Below are 19,657 nucleotides of genomic sequence, written 5' to 3'. Positions count from 1 at the left end.
GACCGCAACGCCGGCTTCTCCTCCTGCGACCCCGGCCGCCTGTTCCTGCCCACGATCATGGACCCGGTCCACGGCTACCAGGTCACCAACGTCGAAGCGGCCATGTCCTCCCCCTCCTCCCTGCTGCACTGGACCCGCCGCATGATCGAGATCCGCAAGCAGAACCCCGCCCTCGGACTCGGCTCCTACACCGAACTGCCCTCCTCCAACCCGGCCGTCCTCGCCTTCCTGCGCGAACACGAGGACGACCTGGTGCTGTGCGTCAACAACTTCTCCCGCTTCGCCCAGCCCACCGAACTCGACCTGAGCGCCTTCCGCGGCCGCCACCCGGTCGAACTGTTCGGCGGCGTCCGCTTCCCTCCCATCGGCGACCTGCCCTACCTGCTGACCCTGGCCGGACACGGCTTCTACTGGTTCCGGCTGCGCAAGGAGGCGGTCAAGGAAGCGGCCTAGGAAGCGCCGTCCGGACCTTGCGGCGGGCCGCGGCGGCCGGCGCGGGCCCTTGCCGCGCCGTCCCCGCCCGGCCCGCCGCACGGCACCGCGCACCGGGGCCGGTCCGGCCCGGACGGCACCTCGGTGCCCGGGGCGGGCGTTTCCTCCCGCCCGCCCGTGGGCACGCGTCAGTGACACCCGACCAGCGATTGGACGGACGCCATGCCGGAAGCCATGTCGCACGCCGTCACACGCTCTGTCACGACCACGGGCGCCGGTCTCCTCACCTCACTGGATCCGCTGCTGCGCGAGTGGCTTCCGCGTCAGCGCTGGTTCGCGGGCAAGGGACGTCCGGTCACGGGCTTCTCACCGGTCGCCGCCACCGAGCTGCTGCCCGTCGCCGACGGAAAGCTCGGTCTGTACCACCTGCTCGTCCGCGCCCACCAGCCGTCGGCGAACCTGGCGGGCGCACCGCCGCACCCCGGCGACTGCTACCAGCTGCTCATCGGTGTGCGCGAGGCGCTGCCCCCGCGGCTGGCGCACGCGCTGATCGGGCATGCGCACGAAGGTCCGCTCGCCGGACGCACGGTGTACGAGGCCCTGTACGACCCCCGGCCCGCCGAGGTGATCCTGGAGGCGCTGCGCACCCGGGCCCGCATCGGCGGACTGCGTTTCGAGCGCCGGGAGGAGATACGTCCCGACCTGGTCCCCCGGGTGGTGACCGCCGAGCAGTCCAACTCCTCGGTCGTCTACGGCGACACGTTCATCCTCAAATTGCTGCGCCGGGTGGTGCCCGGCGTCAATCCCGACCTGGAGCTGCCGCTGGCCCTGGCCCGTGAGGGCTGCTCCCGGGTGCCGGCGCCGGCGGCGTGGATGACGGCGGAGCTGGCCGAGGAGTCGTATGTGCTCGGGGTGCTCCAGCCCTTTGTGCAGGGCGCCTCGGACGGCTGGGAGCTGGCGCTGCGCGAGCTGGCCAAGGGCGAGGACTTCAGCGCGGAGGCGCGGGCGCTGGGCCGTGCCACCGCCGAGGTGCACACCGCGCTGGCCCGCGCGCTGCCCACGGTCACGCTCGGTCACACCCAGCTGGAGTCCATGGTGGCGGGCATGATCGAGCGGCTGGAGGAGGCCGCGCAGCTGGTGCCCGCGCTGGGGCCGTACGTCCCCGGGCTGCACTCCGCCTTCGAGGCGCTGGCCGATCTGGCGGCCGAGGGCCACACCTGGACCGCCCAGCGCATCCACGGCGATCTGCACCTCGGCCAGTGCCTGCGCTCCCCCTCCGGCGAGTGGTGGCTGATCGACTTCGAGGGCGAGCCGGCCAAACCGCTGGCCGAGCGGCGGATGGCCCAGCCGGTGGCGCGGGACGTGGCCGGAATGCTGCGCTCCTTCGACTACGCGGCGCACTCGGCGGGCGGCCCTCCGGCACCGGAGTGGGCAAAGGCCTGCCGGGCCGCGTACTGCACCGGATACGCCGAGGTCAACGGGACCGACCCGCGCACCGACCCGGTGCTGCTGCGTGCCTGCGAGACGGACAAGGCGGTCTACGAGGTCGTCTACGAGGCCCGGCACCGGCCCGACTGGCTCCCGGTGCCGCTGTCCGCGGTGCGCCGCCTGGCCGGCCCCGCCCCTGTCTGACCCCCGTCCACCGCACCCGACCTGCGCCGAGGAGGCTCCGCCTGTGACCCCCCGCCCCCCGTCCAGCGGTTCGGATCCGCAGAAGACGCCCGAGGCCGCCGCCGGTGCCGAGCCGCCGGCTCCGCAAAGGAGCGCCGCGCGGAAGACCGCGGCCGCGAAGACGACGGCGAAGAAGGCGGCCGCGAAGAAGGCGGCCGCGAGGAAGACCGCCGGGACGACCACCGGGAGGAGGGCCGCCGGGAGGGCACCGGCGAAGGCGCCGGCCGCCCCGGAGCCGGTCGCGCCCGTGGCGCCCGGGCCCGTCGCCGCGTCCCCCGCACCGTCCGTGCCGGCCGGGATCGACCTCGTGCGCGTCGGCGCCGCCGACCGGGAGCGGCTGCTCGGCGGCACGCACCACGACCCGCACTCCGTGCTCGGGGCCCACCCCGTGCCCGGCGGGGTGGCCTTCCGGGTGCTGCGGCCGTACGCGCTCGGGGTCAGCGTGGTCGTCGGCACGCTGCGCAGCGAGCTGAACGACGACGGGGACGGATTCTTCTCGGGTCTGCTGCCGCTGCGGGACGTCCCCGAGTACCGGCTGGAGGTGACGTACGAGGGGACGGTGCAGCACACCGCGGACGCCTACTCCTTCCTGCCCGCCCTCGGCGAGTTCGACCTGCATCTGATCGGCGAGGGCCGGCACGAGCAGCTGTGGAAGGCGCTCGGCGCCGAGCCGATGACCCATCAGGGGGTGAGTGGCACCCGCTTCACGGTGTGGGCGCCCAACGCCCGGGGGGTGCGGGTGGCCGGCGGCTTCAACTTCTGGGACGGCACCGCGTTCCCGATGCGCTCGCTCGGCTCGACGGGCGTGTGGGAGCTGTTCGTGCCCGGCATCGGCGAGGGCGAGCTGTACAAGTTCGAGATCACCCGGCCGGACGGCTCCAGGACGCTGCGCGCCGACCCGATGGCCCGCCGTACCGAGGCTCCCCCGGCCACCGCGTCGATCGTGACGGCCTCGCACTACGAGTGGGGCGACCAGGAGTGGATGGCCCGCCGCGGGGACGTCCCCGCGCACGAGGCGCCGCTTTCGGTGTACGAGGTCCATCTGCCCTCCTGGCGGCCGGGCCTGACCTACCGCCAGCTGGCCGAGCAGCTTCCCGCGTACGTCAAGGACCTCGGCTTCACCCATGTGGAGCTGATGCCCATCGCCGAGCACCCCTTCGGCGGCTCCTGGGGCTACCAGGTCACCGGCTTCTACGCCCCCACCGCGCGCCTGGGCACCCCGGACGACTTCCGGTACTTCGTGGACCGCTGCCACCAGGCCGGCATCGGCGTGATCATGGACTGGGTGCCCGCCCACTTCCCCAGGGACGACTGGGCCCTGGCGGAGTTCGACGGGCGTCCGCTGTACGAGCACTCCGATCCCCTGCGGGCCGCGCACCCGGACTGGGGCACCCTGGAGTTCGACTTCGGGCGCCGCGAGGTGCGCAACTTCCTCGTGGCCAACGCCGTGTACTGGTGCGAGGAGTTCCACATCGACGGTCTGCGCGTGGACGCCGTGGCCTCCATGCTCTACCTCGACTACTCGCGCGGGCCGGGCCAGTGGACGCCCAATGTGCACGGCGGGCGGGAGAACCTGGACGCGGTGGCGTTCCTGCAGGAGATGAACGCCACCGTGTACCGCCGGGTGCCGGGCGTGGTGACCATCGCCGAGGAGTCGACGGCCTGGGACGGGGTCACCCGGGCCACCCACCACCGGGGACCGAGCGGTTTCGGCGGCCTGGGCTTCGGGCTGAAGTGGAACATGGGCTGGATGCACGACACGCTCCGGTACATGAGCCACGACCCCGTCCACCGCAAGCACCACCACGGCGAGATGACGTTCTCGATGGTGTACGCCTACAGCGAGAACTACGTCCTGCCGATCTCCCACGACGAGGTGGTGCACGGCAAGGGCTCGCTGGTGTCGAAGATGCCCGGCGACTGGTGGCGGCAGCGGGCCGATCTGCGGGCCTATCTGGGCTTCATGTGGTCCCACCCGGGCAAGAAGCTGCTGTTCATGGGCCAGGAGTTCGCGCAGGGCTCCGAGTGGTCCGAGGTCCGCGGCCCCGACTGGTGGCTGCTCGACCCGGCGTACGGCGCCGAGGCCGACCACCGGGGCGTGCGGGACCTGGTCCGCGACCTCAACGCCGTCTACCAGGCCACCCCCGCCCTGTGGGCGCGGGACGTCCACCCCGACGGCTTCCAGTGGATCACCGCGGACGCGGCGGACGACAACGTCCTCGCCTTTCTGCGTCATGACGCCGACGGCACCCCGCTGCTCGTGGTGTCCCACTTCTCCCCGGTCGTCCGCGAGGGCTACCGCATCGGCGTCCCCGGCGACGTGCCCGCCTGGCAGGAGGTGCTCAACACCGACGCGGCCCGCTACGGCGGCAGCGACGTCGTCCACCCGGACCCGGTCAAGCCGGAGCCGCAGGGGTGGCACGGACGGCCGGCGAGCATCCGGCTGACGCTGCCGCCGCTGGCCACGGTGTGGCTGCGCCCGGCCTGACCGGGTCCGGTCCGGACCCCCGGCCCGACCCGGTCCGGTTCACAGGGACCGCTCAGGCCAGGGCGTCCGCCAGGGCCTTCGGCAGGGGCTCGGAGTGCACCACGCCGAGCCTCTGCGTGGCCCGGGTCAGGGCCACGTACAGGTCGCTCGTGCCGTACCGGCCCGGCTCGACCACCAGGACGGAGTCGAACTCCAGGCCCTTGGCCTGGCGCGGGTCGAGCAGGACGACCGTCCGGGTGAGGTCGGGCTCGGCGCCGGCGGTGACCCCGTCCAGCCGGGCGGCCAGGGCGCGGTGCAGCTCGCGCGGGGCGATCACCGCGAGCCGGCCCTCGGAGGGAGTGAGCTCGGCGACGGCCTCCGCCACCGCGGAGGGCAGGTCGCCGGTGGCACGGGCCCAGGGCCGCACGCCCGTGGAGCGGACCGAGCGGGGCGGCTCGAAGCCGGGGAGCTCGGCGCGGACCACGGCCGCCGCGACCTCCATGATCTCCGCGGGAGTGCGGTAGTTGACGCCGAGACGGGTGTGGGTCCAGCGGTCCTCGACATACGGCCGGAGGATCTCCTCCCAGGAGCCGACCCCTCCCGCCTCCGACGTCTGCGCGGGGTCGCCGACCAGGGTCATGGAGCGGGTGGGGCAGCGCCGCATCAGCAGCCGCCACGCCATCGGCGACAGCTCCTGCGCCTCGTCGACGACGATGTGCCCGAAGGTCCAGGTGCGGTCGGCCGCCGCCCGCTCGGCGGCGCTGCGGTGGTCCGCCTCCTCGTGCCGTTCGGCGAACCGCTCGGCGTCGATGATGTCGTGCGCGGACAGGACCTCGCCGGCGTCGGGGTCGATCTCCTCCTTGTCCTCGAACTCGAAGGTCCGCGAGCCGTACGACACGTCCAGCACGCCCTGGGCGTAGGCGATCCGGGCGGCGCGTTCACGGGCGGCGCGGGCGCGGGCCAGGCGGTCGTCCTCGCCGAGCAGTTCGGCGGCCTCGTCGAGCAGGGGGATGTCCGCCGGGGTCCAGGCCCGGGTCACCGGGCGGCGGATCGCGTCCGCGTCCTCGTCGCCGACGTACCCTTCCGGGGCGGCCAGGAAGTCCGCGACCAGCTGCTGGGGGGTCAGCCGCGGCCACAGCCGGTCGATGACCGACCAGACCTCGGGGTTCTCGGCGAGCTCGTCGCGGATCTGGGTGATGTCGCCGGCGTCGAGGAGGCCGGCCCCGTCGTAGGGGTCGGTGCCGATGCGCTCGGCGTACAGGTCGGTGAGCGTGTTGAGGATGTGTCCCTCGAAGTACTCGCGGGCCACGTTGTGCGGCAGCCTCGTGGCGCGGGCGCGCTCGCGGGCGACGCGCACCAGGTCGTCGTCGAGCATCAGGACCTCGCGGTCGTGCTCGACGGGGATCACCGGGTCGGGCAGCGCCTGCCGGTCGCGCACGACGGCGGCGAGCACGTCGGCCATCTCGGCGCGGCCCTTGACGGCGGCGGCCTCGGGGGTGTCGGTCGCGGTGGCCCTCACCCCGGGGAACAGCTCGCCGATGGTGGCCAGCAGCACGCCGGTCTCGCCGAGGGAGGGCAGCACCTCGCCGATGTAGCCGAGGAAGGCGGGGTTGGGGCCGACGATGAGGACGGCGCGCTTGGCGAGCAGGTCGCGCTGCTCGTAGAGCAGATACGCGGCCCGGTGCAGCGCCACCGCGGTCTTTCCGGTGCCGGGGCCGCCCTCCACCACCAGCACGCCGTGGTGCGGCGCCCGGATGATGCGGTCCTGGTCGGCCTGGATGGTCCGCACGATGTCGCTCATCCGGCCGGTGCGCGCGGAGTTGAGCGCGGCCAGCAGCACCGCGTCGCCGGCCGGGTCCTCGTGGCCGGTGCGGGTGGTGTCCTCGAGGTCGAGGATCTCGTCGTGCAGGGCGGTGACCCGGCGGCCCTCGGTGGAGATGTGCCGGCGGCGGCGCAGGCCCATCGGGGTGTGGCCGGTGGCCAGGTAGAAGGGGCGGGCGACATCGGCACGCCAGTCGATCAGGATCGGCGTGCGCTCGGCGTCGTCGGCGCGCAGGCCGATACGGCCGATGTGGTGGCTGTTGCCGTCGGCGAGGTCGATCCGTCCGAAGCAGAGCGAGCCGTCCACGGCGTTCAGCGCGGCCAGCAGCCCCGACCGCTCGGCGACGGCGATGTCCCGCTCCAGCCTGGCCTGCATGGGCGTGTGGCCCTGGGCGAGCGCGTCCGCGACGGACTCCTCGGTCTCGCCGCGCAGCGCGTCCACACGCGCGTACAGTCCGTCGATGAATTCCTGCTCCTGCCGCAATTCACCGTCGGAGAAATCGGTGTTTGACAATTCGGCTCCCGCCCGGATATAATTCCTTCAGTGAACTTCTTCGCGACCCCTTTCATCGGAAGTCGCGAATCACCGAATATACGCAAGGAAATCCCCCGGGCGCAATTTCCCGGGGGTTTTCCTTTGCCGTGGGGCGGCTCGTCGTGGGCCCGGCGCGGGCGGGGGACGGCGCCGGGCGCCCCGCCCCGCCTCGGGCACCCGGGTTGGGCGGGACCGGATGCCCGAGGCGGAGGAGCGGACCGGGGTCAGGCCCCGGCGAGCTCCTTCTCGCGCCGGCCGGACTGCCCGGCCGGGGCCTCGGCGGGGCCGCCCTCGTCCAGCAGGGTCTTCTCGTCGAAGGGCAGCTCGCCGGAGAGCACCCGCCGCACCCGCTCCTTGTCGACCTCGCCGGTCCAGGTGCCGATCAGCAGGGTGGCGACCGCGTTGCCCGCGAAGTTGGTCAGGGCGCGGGCCTCGCTCATGAAGCGGTCGATGCCGACGATCAGGCCGACGCCGTCGACCAGGGCGGGCTTGTGGGACTGCAGGGCACCGGCGAGGGTGGCCAGACCGGCGCCGGTGACACCGGCCGCGCCCTTCGAGGCGACCATCATGAACAGCAGCAGGGTGATCTGCTGGCCGACGGACAGCGGCTGGCCCATCGCGTCGGCGATGAACAGCGAGGCCATCGTCAGGTAGATCATCGTGCCGTCGAGGTTGAAGGAGTAGCCGGTCGGCACGGTGATGCCGACGACCGGACGGCTCACGCCCAGGTGCTCCATCTTGGCGATGAGCCGGGGCAGCGCGGACTCGGACGACGACGTGGACACGATCAGCAGGAACTCACGGCCCAGGTACGTCAGCAGCCGGAAGATGCTGACGCCGGTCACGATCCGGGTCAGCGCGCCCAGCACCAGGAACACGAACACCAGGCAGGTGAGGTAGAAGCCGAACATGATCGTGGCGAGCGCCTTCAGGGCGTCGACGCCCGTCTCGCCGACGACGGCGGCGATGGCGCCGAAGGCACCCACCGGGGCGACCCACATGATCATGGCAAGGACGCGGAAGACCAGCCGCTGGATGTGCTCCACCCCGCGCAGGATCGGCTCGCCCCTGCGGCCCATGCCCTGCAGGGCGAACCCGACGAGCAGGGCGACCAGCAGGGTCTGCAGCACCTCCCCCTCGGTGAACGCCGACACCAGGGTGGTGGGGATGACACCGAGCACGAAGTCGACCGTGCTCTCGCCCCCGGCCTCGGCCTGCGCCTGGCCGACGCCCTTCACCTCCTCGGTCAGCTGCATGCCGCTGCCCGGCTGGATGACGTTGCCGACCACGAGTCCGATGGTCAGCGCGATGAACGACATCACGACGAAGTAGCCGAGCGCGAGCCCGCCGACCTTGCCGACCTTCGCCGCCTTCCGCACCGAACCGACCCCGAGCACGATCGTGCAGAAGATGATCGGCGAGATCATCATCTTGATCAGGTTCACAAAGCCGGTGCCGAGCGGTTTGAGCTCCTTGGCGACGTCCGGCGCGGCGAACCCGACGGCGATTCCCAGAAGCGCCGCGGCGATCACGGCGATGTACAGATAGTGGGTGCGGTCCCGCTTGGCTGCGGGTGCGGCAGGTGCCGTATCGGCTGCGCTGCTCACGGCTGCCCTCCTCGATGACGACGTCGGCATCACCGGCGTGCGGCTCACGTCCGGGTTTTCGGGAATGCCGTGACTATCTCCTGCCGTGTGAGAGCGGTCACCCTTCCGTTCATTTAGTTCATGCCCGACAGTTCACCCCGGACAGTTCGCGCCGGAACAGAGAGGCAGACTTGCGGCATGCGCCTACCCGCCCTTCCGAGACCTCGCAGCCTGGCGGGCCAGCTGTTCGCGATGCAGGCGGTGCTGCTCGCCCTCGTCGTGGCCGGATACGCGCTGTTCGCCTACGTCAGCAACCGGGACCAGGCCGAGGAGGCGGCCCGCCGCCAGGCCGTCGCGGTGGCCCGCTCGATCGCCGACGCACCCTCGGTCCGGGCGGCGATCCACACCCCGGACCCCTCGGCGGAGCTCCAGCCGTACGCGCTGAGGGTGCAGAAGGACACCGGGGTCGACTTCGTCACGATCATGACTCCCGGGGGCATCCGCTGGACGCACCCGGACCCGCACCAGATCGGCAGGCCCTTCCTCGGCAACATCGCCCGCGCCCAGCGCGGCGACACCTTCACCGAGACCTACACGGGCACCCTCGGCCCGTCCGTCCGCGCGGTCACGCCCATCGAGGAGGACGGGCGTGTGATCGGGCTGGTCAGTGCCGGCATCAAGGTGGAGTCGATCAGCGAGCGGGTGCGGGAGCAGGTCGTCGCGCTGTTCTCGGTCGCCGCCGGGGTGCTGGTGCTCGGCGCGATCGGCACCTATGTGATCAACGCCAAGCTGCGCCGGCACACCCACGGGATGAACGCGACCGAGCTCAGCCGGATGCACGACTACCACCAGGCCACCCTGCACGCGGTGCGCGAAGGGCTGCTGATGCTGGACGCCCGGCGCCGGGTGGCGTTGATCAACGACGGGGGGCGGGAGCTGCTGGGGCTGGGCGGCGAGGAGGACGTCGTGGGACGGCCGGTGGCGGACCTGGGGCTGCCGGCTCCGCTGACGGGCGCGCTGCTGGCCTCCGAGCCGCGGGTGGACGAGGTGCATCTGACCGCGTCGCGGGTGCTGGTGGTCAACACCTCGCCCGTCTCGGGCGGGGAGCGCCGGGGCACCGTGGTGACCCTGCGGGACGTCACCGAGCTGCAGGCCCTGATGGGCGAACTGGACTCCGAGCGGGGGTTCACCCAGGCCCTGCGCGCCCAGGCGCACGAGGCCGCGAACCGTCTGCACACCGTGGTGTCGCTGATCGAGCTGGGGCGGCCGGAGGAGGCCGTGGAGTTCGCCACGGCGGAGCTGGAGCTGGCCCAGGCGCTGACCGACCGGGTGGTCTCGGCGGTGAGCGAGCCGGTGCTGGCCGCGCTGCTGCTCGGCAAGACCGCGCAGGCCAACGAGCGGGGTGTGGAGCTGGTGGTGTCCGAGGACAGCGGTCTGGACGACGGGCTGCTCCCGCGGAACCTGCCGTCCCGGGACCTGGTGACGATCCTCGGCAACCTCGTCGACAACGCGGTGGACGCGGCGCGGGGCAGCCCGCGGGCGCGGGTGACGGTGACGGCCCGCACGCAGGACGCGGAGCTGGTGCTGCGGGTCGCGGACACCGGGCCGGGGGTGGATCCGGCCCACACCGACCTGGTGTTCCGGCATGGCTTCTCGACCAAGCCGGCACCGCCCGGCGGACGCGGGCTGGGCCTGGCCCTCGCACGGCAGACGGTGCTGCGGTACGGAGGGACGCTGACGGTGGCGCAGGGCGAGGAGGGCGGCGCGGTGTTCGAGGCACGGCTGCCGCTGGAAGGCGGCGGCACGGACCGAGGAGCCGGGAACGAGGCACGGCTGCCGCTGGAAGGCGGCGGCACGGACCGAGGAGCCGGGAACGAGGCACGGCGGACGGCGGGACGGACGGCATGACGAGCGAGCAGCCCATTCGTGTCCTGGTGGTCGAGGACGACCCGGTGGCGGCGGACGCGCATCTGACGTACATCGGCCGGGTGCCGGGGTTCGTCGCGGTCGGCAAGGCGCACACGGGCGCACAGGCCCGGCGGATGCTGGACCGGACCCCGGTGGACCTGCTCCTGCTCGACCTGCATCTGCCGGACGTGCACGGCCTGCAGCTGGCCCGTTCCCTGCGGGCCGCCGGCCATCACGCGGACGTGGTCGCGGTGACCTCGGCCCGGGACCTGGCGATGGTGCGCGAGGGAGTCTCGCTGGGGGTGGTCCAGTACGTGCTGAAACCGTTCACCTTCGCCACGCTCCGGGACCGGCTCGTACGGTACGCCGAGTTCCGTGCGACGGCCGGGGAGGCCGGCGGGCAGGAGGAGGTGGACCGGGCGCTCGCGACGCTGCGCGCCCCGGCCCCGGCCGCCCTCCCCAAGGGACTGAGCGCGCCGACCCTGGAACGGGTCACGGGCGCGCTGCGGAAGGCGGCGGCGGGCCTGACGGCGGCCGGGGTCGCCGAGGCGGTCGGCATCTCCCGCATCACGGCCCGGCGCTACCTGGAGCACCTGGTCGACGCGGGCCGGGCCGAGCGCAGCCCCCTGTACGGCCAGGTGGGCAGGCCGGAGCTGGTGTACCGGTGGATCCCGGACTCGGGCCGGGCACGCTGAGGCCCTGCCGGCGGGCAGTGCCGCCGGCAGGGCGCGGGCGTCCGCAGGAGACGGGCGGGGTCCGGGCCGGCCGGGAACGGCGGCCCGGACCGTGGCTTTCCGGGGGTTCGAAGCCTCCGGGCGGGAGGGGCCGCAGTCAGAACACCGACTCGGTCTCGTCCATGCGGTCCTTGGGGACCCTCTTCAGCTCGGTCACCGCCTCGGCGAGCGGCACCATCACGATGTCGGTGCCGCGCAGGGCGGTCATCCGGCCGAACTCGCCGCGGTGCGCGGCCTCCACCGCGTGCCAGCCGAACCGGGTGGCGAGGACGCGGTCGTACGCCGTCGGGGTGCCGCCGCGCTGGACATGGCCGAGGATCACCGGCTTGGCCTCCTTGCCGAGCCGCTTCTCCAGCTCGTGCGCCAGGGCCGTGCCGATGCCCTGGAAGCGTTCGTGGCCGAACTTGTCGATCTCGCCCTTGCCGTAGTCCATGGTGCCCTCGACCGGGTGGGCGCCCTCGGCGACGCAGATCACGGCGAACTTCTTGCCGCGGGCGAAACGCTCCTCGACCATCTTGACCAGGTCGGCCGGGTCGAAGGGACGCTCGGGCAGGCATATGGCGTGGGCGCCGGCCGCCATGCCGGACTCCAGGGCGATCCAGCCCGCGTGACGGCCCATGACCTCCACCACCATCACGCGCTGGTGGGACTCGGCGGTGGTCTTGAGGCGGTCCATCGCCTCGGTGGCGACGGTCACGGCCGTGTCGAAGCCGAAGGTGCGGTCGGTGGAGGAGATGTCGTTGTCGATCGTCTTGGGCACGCCCACCACCGGCAGTCCGGCGTCCGACAGCATCCGTGCCGCCGTCAGCGTGCCCTCGCCGCCGATCGGGATGAGCGCGTCGATGCCGAACCGGTGGATCATGTCGGAGGCGTTCTCGCACGCCTCGCGGAGCCGGTCGCGCTCCAGCCGGGAGGAGCCGAGGATCGTGCCGCCGCGCGCCAGGATGCCGCTGACCGCGTTGAGGTCCAGGGTCCGGTAACGGCCGTCGAGCAGGCCGGCGTAGCCGTCCTCGAAGCCGATGACCTCGTCACCGTACGCCGTGACCGCGCGGTGCACGACCGATCGGATCACCGCGTTCAGCCCAGGACAGTCGCCGCCTGCCGTGAGAACTCCGATACGCATCGTGCTGTGGTCTCCTGCTCGCTGTTGACACCGGTGATCCTGTCCGATTGTTCCATGTCCGCCGGACTGCCCCGGCCCGCCGGACACCTCGGCCGGCAACAGGACCCGATGGGCGCTTTAGCTGCTGGGAAGGGTATTGTCAAGAGGGTTGCGATCACTCTTGTGAGTGTTTTTACAGGGCATCACCCATGCCTTTCTTAGGAAAACCCCTCAAAAGCCCCCAGAAGATCCGAGGAACGGAGAGCTCGCGTGACCCGCAGCGTGTACGTGACCGGCATCGACCGCGGCGACGGCCGGCAGGTCGTCGAGCTGGGAGTCATGGAGCTGCTGACCCGGCAGGTCGACCGGGTGGGCGTCTTCCGTCCCCTGGTCCATGACGGCCCGGACCGCCTCTTCGAGCTGCTGCGCGCCCGCTACCGGCTCTCCCAGGACCCGGCGACCGTCTACGGCATGGACTACCACGAGGCGAACACGCTCCAGGCCGAACGGGGCAGGAGCGAGCTGGTCTCCGCCCTCGTCGACCGCTTCCACCGGGTCGCCCGGGACTACGACGTCGTCCTGGTGCTCGGCACCGACTTCGCCGAGACCCAGCTCCCCGACGAGCTGTCGCTCAACGCCCAGCTGGCCAACGAGTTCGGCGCCTCCGTGCTGCCGGTCGTGGGCGGCCGCCGGCAGAACCCCGAGTCCGTGCTCGCCGAGACCCGCAACGCCTACCACGCCTACGAGGGCCTGGGCTGCGACGTCCTCGCCATGGTCACCAACCGGGTGGCCCGCGAGGACCGGGACCTGATCGCCGGGCAGCTGGCCGGCCGGCTCCCGGTGCCGTGCTGGGTCATCCCCGACGAGCCCGCCCTGTCCGCGCCCACGGTCGCGCAGATCACCCAGGTCCTGGGCGGCAAGGTCCTGCTGGGCGACGACTCCGGTCTCGCCCGTGACGTCCTCGACTTCGTGTTCGGCGGCGCCATGCTGCCCAACCTGCTCAAGGCGCTGACCCCGGGCTGTCTGGTCGTCACCCCCGGCGACCGGGGCGACCTGGTGCTCGGCTCGCTCGCCGCGCACAGCGCCGGCACCCCGCCCATCGCCGGTGTGCTGCTCACCCTCGACGAGGCACCGGGCGAGGAGGTCCTCTCCCTCGCCTCCCGGCTCGCCCCGGGCACCCCGGTCGTGTCGGTGGCCGGCAACAGCTTCCCCACGGCCGAGCGGCTCTTCTCCCTGGAGGGCAAGCTGCACGCGGCCACGCCGCGCAAGGCGGAGATCGCGCTCGGCCTGTTCGAGCGGTACGCCGACACCGCCGAGCTCAGCAAGCGGGTGTCCGCGCCGAGCAGCGACCGGGTCACCCCGATGATGTTCGAGCGCAAGCTGCTCGAACAGGCCCGCTCCGACAGGCGCCGGGTGGTCCTGCCGGAAGGCACCGAGGAACGCGTGCTGCGCGCGGCGGAGGTGCTGCTGCGCCGGGGCGTGTGCGACCTGACCCTGCTCGGGCCGGTGGACACCATCCGCAAGAAGGCCGCCGACCTCGGCATCGACCTCGGCGACTCGCAGCTGATCGACCCGGCCACCTCCGAGCTGCGGGAGTCCTTCGCCGAGCAGTACGCCCGGCTGCGCGCCCACAAGGGCGTCACGGCCGAGCTGGCGTACGACATCGTCTCGGACGTCAACTACTTCGGCACCCTCATGGTCCAGGAGGGGCTCGCCGACGGCATGGTGTCGGGCTCGGTGCACTCCACCGCCGCGACCATCCGGCCCGCCTTCGAGATCATCAAGACCAGGGAGGGCGCCTCGATCGTGTCCTCCGTGTTCTTCATGTGCCTGGCCGACCGGGTGCTCGTCTACGGCGACTGCGCGGTCAACCCCGACCCCGACGCCGAGCAGCTGGCCGACATCGCCATCCAGTCGGCGGCCACCGCCGCCCGGTTCGGCGTCGAGCCGCGGGTCGCCATGCTGTCGTACTCCACCGGCACCTCCGGCTCGGGCGCCGGCGTGGACAAGGTGCGCGAGGCGACCGAGCTGGTCCGGAAGCGCCGCCCGGACCTGCTGGTCGAGGGGCCGATCCAGTACGACGCGGCTGTGGAGCCGACGGTGGCCGCCACCAAGCTGCCGGGCTCGAAGGTCGCCGGGCAGGCCAGTGTGCTGATCTTCCCGGACCTGAACACCGGCAACAACACCTACAAGGCCGTGCAGCGCTCGGCCGGCGCCATCGCGGTCGGCCCGGTCCTGCAGGGTCTGCGCAAGCCGGTCAACGACCTCTCGCGCGGCGCCCTGGTCCAGGACATCGTCACCACCGTCGCCATCACCGCGATCCAGGCCCAGGGCCAGCCGCCCGCCGGCCGACGCATGAACGACGCCTGAACAGAAAGCTCCCGACCATCGTGCACGCCACCCGTGTCCTCGTCCTGAACTCCGGCTCCTCATCGGTGAAGTACCAGCTGCTCGACATGCGCGACGCCGACCGGCTCGCCGTCGGCCTGGTCGAGCGCATCGGTGAGCAGACCTCCCGCCTCAAGCACACCTGCCTGGCCACGGGCTCCACCCGTGAGCGCCACGGCCCGATCGCCGACCACGACACCGCCCTGAAGGCCGTCGCCGAGGAACTGGCCAAGGACGGCCTCGGCCTGGACTCCCCCGAACTGGCCGCGATCGGGCACCGGGTGGTGCACGGCGGCATGTTCTTCACCGAGCCCACCGTCATCGACGACGAGGTGCTCACCGAGATCGAGCGGCTGATCCCGGTGGCCCCGCTGCACAACCCGGCCAACCTCACCGGCATCCGCACGGCCATGGCGCTGCGCCCGGACCTGCCGCAGGTCGCCGTCTTCGACACGGCGTTCCACACGACCATGCCGGAGCACGCGGCCCGCTACGCGATCGACCCGGCGATCGCGGACCGGTTCCGGGTGCGCCGCTACGGCTTCCACGGCACCTCGCACGCGTATGTCTCCCGTGCCACGGCCGCGCTGCTGGGCAAGGCGCCGGAGGAGGTCAACGTGATCGTGCTGCACCTGGGCAACGGGGCCTCCGCCTCGGCGGTGCGCGGCGGACGGTGCGTGGACACCTCCATGGGGCTCACGCCGCTGGAGGGACTGGTGATGGGAACGCGTTCGGGCGATCTGGACCCGGCCGTCATCTTCCATTTGCATCGCGTTGCCGGAATGTCCATGGACGAGATCGACACTCTTCTCAACAAGAGGAGCGGTCTGTTCGGTCTGTGCGGCGACAACGACATGCGGGAGATCCAGCGCCGGATGGACGAGGGCGATCAGCGGGCGCGACTCGCGTTCGAGATCTACATCCACCGGCTGAAGAAGTACATCGGCGCCTATTACGCGGTACTCGGCCGGGTGGACGCGGTCGCCTTCACCGCCGGGATCGGCGAGAATGCGGCCTTCGTACGCGAGGCCGCCATCGCGGGCCTGGAGGGACTGGGCCTGGAGGTGGACGGTGAGCGCAACGCCGTACGGGGCGGCGGGGCGCGGCTGATCTCGCCCGAGGGGGCGCGGGTGGCCGTGGCCGTGGTTCCGACGGACGAGGAATTGGAGATCGCTGCCCGGACCTACGAACTGGTGGGAAACAGGACGGAAAACGGCTGACCGCGGCCTTTTTCCACGCGCGCCTGAGCGCGACTCCGCACATATGTGTCTTCCCCGGGACGGAATATTCCGCAGCGAAACAAACCGATAGGATCGCCTCATGCGCCGTTCGAAAATCGTCTGTACTCTCGGCCCCGCAGTCGACTCCCACGAGATGCTCGTCGCCCTGATCGAGGCGGGCATGGACGTGGCCCGGTTCAACTTCAGTCACGGCACGCACGCCGAGCACCAGGCGCGGTACGACCGTGTCCGCGCCGCCGCCAAGGAGACCGGCCGGGCCGTCGCGGTCCTCGTCGACCTCCAGGGACCGAAGATCCGTCTGTCGACCTTCGCCGAGGGTCCGGTCGAGCTCGAGCGGGGCGACGAGTTCACGATCACCACCGAGGACGTCCCGGGCGACAAGCACATCTGCGGCACCACGTACAAGGGACTGCCCGGCGACGTCTCGCGCGGGGACCAGATCCTCATCAACGACGGCAATGTCGAGCTGAAGGTCCTGGACGTCGACGGCCCGCGGGTGAGGACGATCGTCATCGAGGGCGGCGTCATCTCCGACCACAAGGGCATCAACCTGCCCGGCGCGGCGGTGAACGTGCCCGCGCTGTCCGAGAAGGACGTCGAGGACCTGCGCTTCGCCCTGCGCATGGGCTGCGACCTGGTCGCCCTGTCCTTCGTCCGGGACTCCAAGGACATCGCCGACGTCCACCGGGTCATGGACGAGGAGGGCCGCCGCGTCCCCGTCATCGCCAAGGTGGAGAAGCCGCAGGCGGTGCAGAACATGGAGGACGTCGTGATGGCGTTCGACGGGGTGATGGTGGCCCGCGGCGACCTGGCCGTGGAGTACCCGCTCGAGAAGGTCCCCATGGTGCAGAAGCGCCTGATCGAGCTGTGCCGCCGCAACGCCAAGCCGGTGATCGTGGCGACCCAGATGATGGAGTCGATGATCACCAACTCCCGTCCGACCCGCGCCGAGGCCTCCGACGTGGCCAACGCGATCCTGGACGGCGCCGACGCGGTGATGCTGTCCGCCGAGTCCAGCGTGGGCGCGTATCCGGTCGAGACCGTCAAGACGATGTCGAGGATCGTCCAGGCGGCCGAGGAGGAGCTGCTCTCCAAGGGCCTGCAGCCGCTGGTGCCGGGCAAGAAGCCGCGGACGCAGGGCGGTTCGGTGGCCCGCGCCGCCTGCGAGATCGCCGACTTCCTGAACGGCAAGTGCCTGGTGGCCTTCACCCAGTCCGGCGACACGGCCCGCCGGCTGTCCCGCTACCGCGCGGCCCAGCCGATCCTGGCGTTCACCACCGACGAGTCCACCCGCAACCAGCTGGCGCTCAGCTGGGGCGTGGAGCCGCATGTGGTGCCGTTCGTCAACAGCACCGACGCCATGGTCGAGCTGGTCGACCAGGAGATGATCAGGCTCAAGCGCTTCTCCCCCGGTGACACGGTCATCATCACCGCCGGTTCGCCCCCCGGCGTCCCCGGCACCACCAACATGGTCCGCGTCCACCACCTGGGCAGCGGCGACCGCGACTGACCGGACGGGGCCGCCGGCCCCGCCGTCCGTCACGACGCCCGGGGTTTCCTTCCGCGGCGGAAGGAAACCCCGGGCGTCGTGCGGCTTTGGACGGTGCCCCGGTGCTCAGCCGGTGGTGTAGACGTGCATGCCGGGCACGTGCAGATTGCCGCCGAACTGGGCCGCCTGGACCACGTGGACGTCGGTGAAGTAGATCAGGGGGAGGTTCAGCGGAGGCGGGTTGTCCGGGCTGAACTCGGCGGGCAGCAGCCCGAACAGCTTGCCGGAGATCTTCTCGGTGTACATCACCGTCTTGCCGCCGCGGATCCTGGACATCGAGCCCTTGGCCGCCTGCACGTGGTAGGTCTTGCCGGCCCGCTCGTCCCGCACCGTCTGGTGCAGGTCGCCGATGTCGGTGCCCTGCGAGACGACGTACTTCAGCACTCTTTTGACGGTGCCGTTGGCCGTGCGCACCTTCACGATGCCCTGGTAGTCGGCCCCCATCAGCAGCAGCGAGCTGGCGTCCAGGTGCCAGGGGTCGTCGGCCAGGGGCACCGTGTTGTCCACGCCGCCCTCGTCGTCGGTGGCGACCGGGCAGTTCTCCAGGTCCGTCGTGGGGCTCGCGGACGGGCTCGGCGAGGCGGTGGCCTCGCGGACCGCGCCGTCCTCGGCCCTCCCGGTGTCCTCGGCCCTGCCGGCCTCCCCGGCATCTGCGGCGTCCCCGGCCGTCCCGGACGCGGTGCCGGCCGTGTCCCGCGCGCCGTCCCCGGCCGTGCCGGCGGCCTTCTCGCCGCCGTCCCCGGCGGTGGTGTTCCCGGCGGCGCCGGACTCGGTCCCGCCGGCGGAGGCCGTGGCCTGCTTCGTCCCGTCCGCCGAGGAAGTGGCGGAGGGCGACGGCGTCGCCTCGGCGGCCGGGGACTCCTCGGCCCGGGAGGCCGATTTGCCGCCGGTGAGGATGTTCTCGATCGTTTCGCCGATGGTCCTGAGCAGACCGCCGCTCCTGTTCGCGGACTCCGACGGGGCCGGTGCGGCGTCCCGGTCGGCCGGCGCGCTCTGCGAGGCGGTGGCGGAGGGCTGGGGTGCGGCCTTGCCGGTGTCCCCCGCGTCCGCCGAGGAGGACGTGTCCGAAGGGCTGCTGCCCGCCTTGTCCGCCCCGTTCGCCCGGTTCGCGGGATCCGCGGAGGAGGTCGCCGAGGGGGCCGGCTGCGCACCGCCGCCCCGGCCGTCCCCGGCCGGGTCGCCGTCGCCCGCGGAGGCGGACGGCGTCGGCGCGGCGGAGGGCCCGGTGGCGTCCTCGCTCCTGTCCTTGTCCGCCTTCTTGTCCTTGTCCTGGTCCTCGGAGTCCTCGAGCGCCGCGACACAGTCCTTGTACTCGTCGATCGTCAGACTCTTGAGCGTCCTGGCGGACGACGCCGAGGGGTTGTTGTCGGCGACGGCGAACGTCGACGTGACCCCCATTCCCATGAGGACCGCCGTCGGCATGGCCGCCATGACCATGGCCTTGCCGGCCGGCATGTGGAACCTGTTGAACAGCGGCTTCCTGGGTGCCGCGTGGCGATGCCCGGATCTCGCACGGGACTCGTCCACCTCAGCCCCGTGGGCCACCTCGTCAGTCGGCACTGCGCCTCCCGTTCGCCCCGTTGGCCGGGCTCGTTCCTGACAGGTCGTTCGGCTTGTTCGACTCGCTCGCCTCGTCCATCGCCGCCTCTTCCCCCGCTGCCCCGGACGCGGCCTCGGAGGCGGTCCCGGGCGCGGCGTCCCGGCCCGGACCGGTCTCCGTGGCGCTCTTCGGCGCGGGCGGCACGCCCTCCGCCCAGGACACGGCCATCGCGCCGCCGATGAGCGCGAACAGGAAGCCGATGAGGAAACCGCCGAAGTTGGACACGGGGAGGGACACCAGCGCCAGCAGGATCGCCGCGACACCCGCGAAGACCCGGATGTGCTTCTGGAACCACAGGCTGATGCCCAGGACGACGAGCAGTACGCCGATGATCAGGGATCCGGCTCCCGCGGTGGTCGCCATCGCCAGGGTCAGATGACCGAGCTTGAGCTGGGCGTACGGGAAGTACATGATCGGGACACCGCCGAGCATGACGTACAGCCCGGCCCAGAACGGACGTGTGCCCCGCCAGGCGCGGAACTGCTGCCTCCGGCGAGTGAACTGGCCGGATGCGGCAGGGGTCTCGGCGCTCATGGAAAACAGCTCCCTGGTGCGGCGTTGCTGTGAAGAGGGTGGTGCTTCGTCGGTGTGGGGGGTGGGATGCGTGATTGTGGGGGGTGCGC

13 protein-coding genes are annotated in these 19,657 nt (G+C 72.0%); 8 read left to right on the top strand and 5 right to left on the bottom strand.

The genetic code is table 11. The features are described from left to right. The 3 genes from CCN35_RS08365 to glgB all read left to right on the top strand — a co-directional run. Positions 1 to 453, top strand: a 453-nt coding sequence (locus CCN35_RS08365) for an alpha-glucosidase C-terminal domain-containing protein (protein ID WP_086792048.1), incomplete at its 5' end; no start/stop codon positions are given. 213 nt (positions 454 to 666) lie between these two features. Beyond that, positions 667 to 2,064, top strand: coding sequence for a maltokinase N-terminal cap-like domain-containing protein (locus CCN35_RS08360; protein ID WP_067400756.1), 1,398 nt, complete (start codon positions 667 to 669; stop codon positions 2,062 to 2,064). 43 nt (positions 2,065 to 2,107) lie between these two features. Beyond that, the gene (gene glgB / locus CCN35_RS08355) at positions 2,108 to 4,591 is read left to right on the top strand and encodes a 1,4-alpha-glucan branching enzyme (protein WP_086792046.1); all 2,484 of its coding nucleotides are present in this window, start codon (positions 2,108 to 2,110) and stop codon (positions 4,589 to 4,591) included. A gap of 52 nt (positions 4,592 to 4,643) precedes the next feature. On the opposite strand, the gene CCN35_RS08350 is transcribed toward glgB, so the two are convergent. Continuing rightward, positions 4,644 to 6,923: a HelD family protein gene (locus CCN35_RS08350; RefSeq protein WP_086792044.1), complete on the bottom strand. Its 2,280-nt coding sequence runs from the start codon at positions 6,921 to 6,923 to the stop codon at positions 4,644 to 4,646. 227 nt (positions 6,924 to 7,150) lie between these two features. Beyond that, positions 7,151 to 8,563 (bottom strand): cation:dicarboxylate symporter family transporter, encoded by a 1,413-nt coding sequence (locus CCN35_RS08345; protein WP_086792050.1) that lies wholly within the window; start codon positions 8,561 to 8,563, stop codon positions 7,151 to 7,153. 147 nt (positions 8,564 to 8,710) lie between these two features. On the opposite strand from CCN35_RS08345, the gene CCN35_RS08340 reads away from it, so the two are divergent. Then, a complete protein-coding gene (locus CCN35_RS08340) occupies positions 8,711 to 10,420 on the top strand; it encodes a sensor histidine kinase (protein ID WP_086792042.1) in 1,710 nt (569 codons plus the stop codon). Further along, on the top strand, positions 10,417 to 11,115 hold the full coding sequence (locus CCN35_RS08335; RefSeq protein ID WP_086792040.1) for a response regulator: 699 nt from the start codon (positions 10,417 to 10,419) through the stop codon (positions 11,113 to 11,115). Before CCN35_RS08340 ends, CCN35_RS08335 begins: the two co-directional genes overlap by 4 nt. Positions 11,116 to 11,251: 136 nt before the next feature. On the opposite strand, the gene CCN35_RS08330 is transcribed toward CCN35_RS08335, so the two are convergent. Beyond that, positions 11,252 to 12,277, bottom strand: a complete 1,026-nt coding sequence (locus CCN35_RS08330; protein ID WP_067397830.1) for an ATP-dependent 6-phosphofructokinase — start codon at positions 12,275 to 12,277, stop codon at positions 11,252 to 11,254. Between the two features lie 249 nt (positions 12,278 to 12,526). Here CCN35_RS08330 and pta point away from each other — a divergent pair, with 249 nt between their 5' ends. From pta to pyk, 3 genes are all read left to right on the top strand, one after another. Beyond that, positions 12,527 to 14,626 carry a phosphate acetyltransferase gene (gene pta, locus CCN35_RS08325; RefSeq protein WP_067397831.1) on the top strand — a complete coding sequence of 700 codons (2,100 nt, stop codon included), beginning with the start codon at positions 12,527 to 12,529 and terminating at the stop codon, positions 14,624 to 14,626. Between the two features lie 20 nt (positions 14,627 to 14,646). Further along, complete coding sequence (locus tag CCN35_RS08320) at positions 14,647 to 15,864, top strand: acetate kinase (RefSeq protein WP_067397832.1); 1,218 nt, start codon at positions 14,647 to 14,649, stop codon at positions 15,862 to 15,864. 100 nt (positions 15,865 to 15,964) lie between these two features. Further along, on the top strand, positions 15,965 to 17,395 hold the full coding sequence (pyk, locus tag CCN35_RS08315) for a pyruvate kinase (protein WP_067397833.1): 1,431 nt from the start codon (positions 15,965 to 15,967) through the stop codon (positions 17,393 to 17,395). 105 nt (positions 17,396 to 17,500) lie between these two features. Here the strand turns inward: pyk and CCN35_RS08310 are convergent, their stop codons facing one another. Next, on the bottom strand, positions 17,501 to 18,994 hold the full coding sequence (locus CCN35_RS08310; protein ID WP_086792038.1) for a hypothetical protein: 1,494 nt from the start codon (positions 18,992 to 18,994) through the stop codon (positions 17,501 to 17,503). Next, entirely contained in the window at positions 18,984 to 19,568 is a 585-nt protein-coding gene (locus CCN35_RS08305) for a DUF6114 domain-containing protein (protein ID WP_067397835.1), read from the bottom strand. Before CCN35_RS08305 ends, CCN35_RS08310 begins: the two co-directional genes overlap by 11 nt. Between the last annotated feature and the right edge of the window lie 89 nt (positions 19,569 to 19,657).

This window comes from Streptomyces thermovulgaris (assembly GCF_002155915.1).
Taxonomy (GTDB): Bacteria; Actinomycetota; Actinomycetes; order Streptomycetales; family Streptomycetaceae; genus Streptomyces; species Streptomyces thermovulgaris.
The sequence above is the reverse complement of the archived record's forward strand: the minus strand, read 5'-3'. Positions and strand labels throughout refer to the sequence as shown.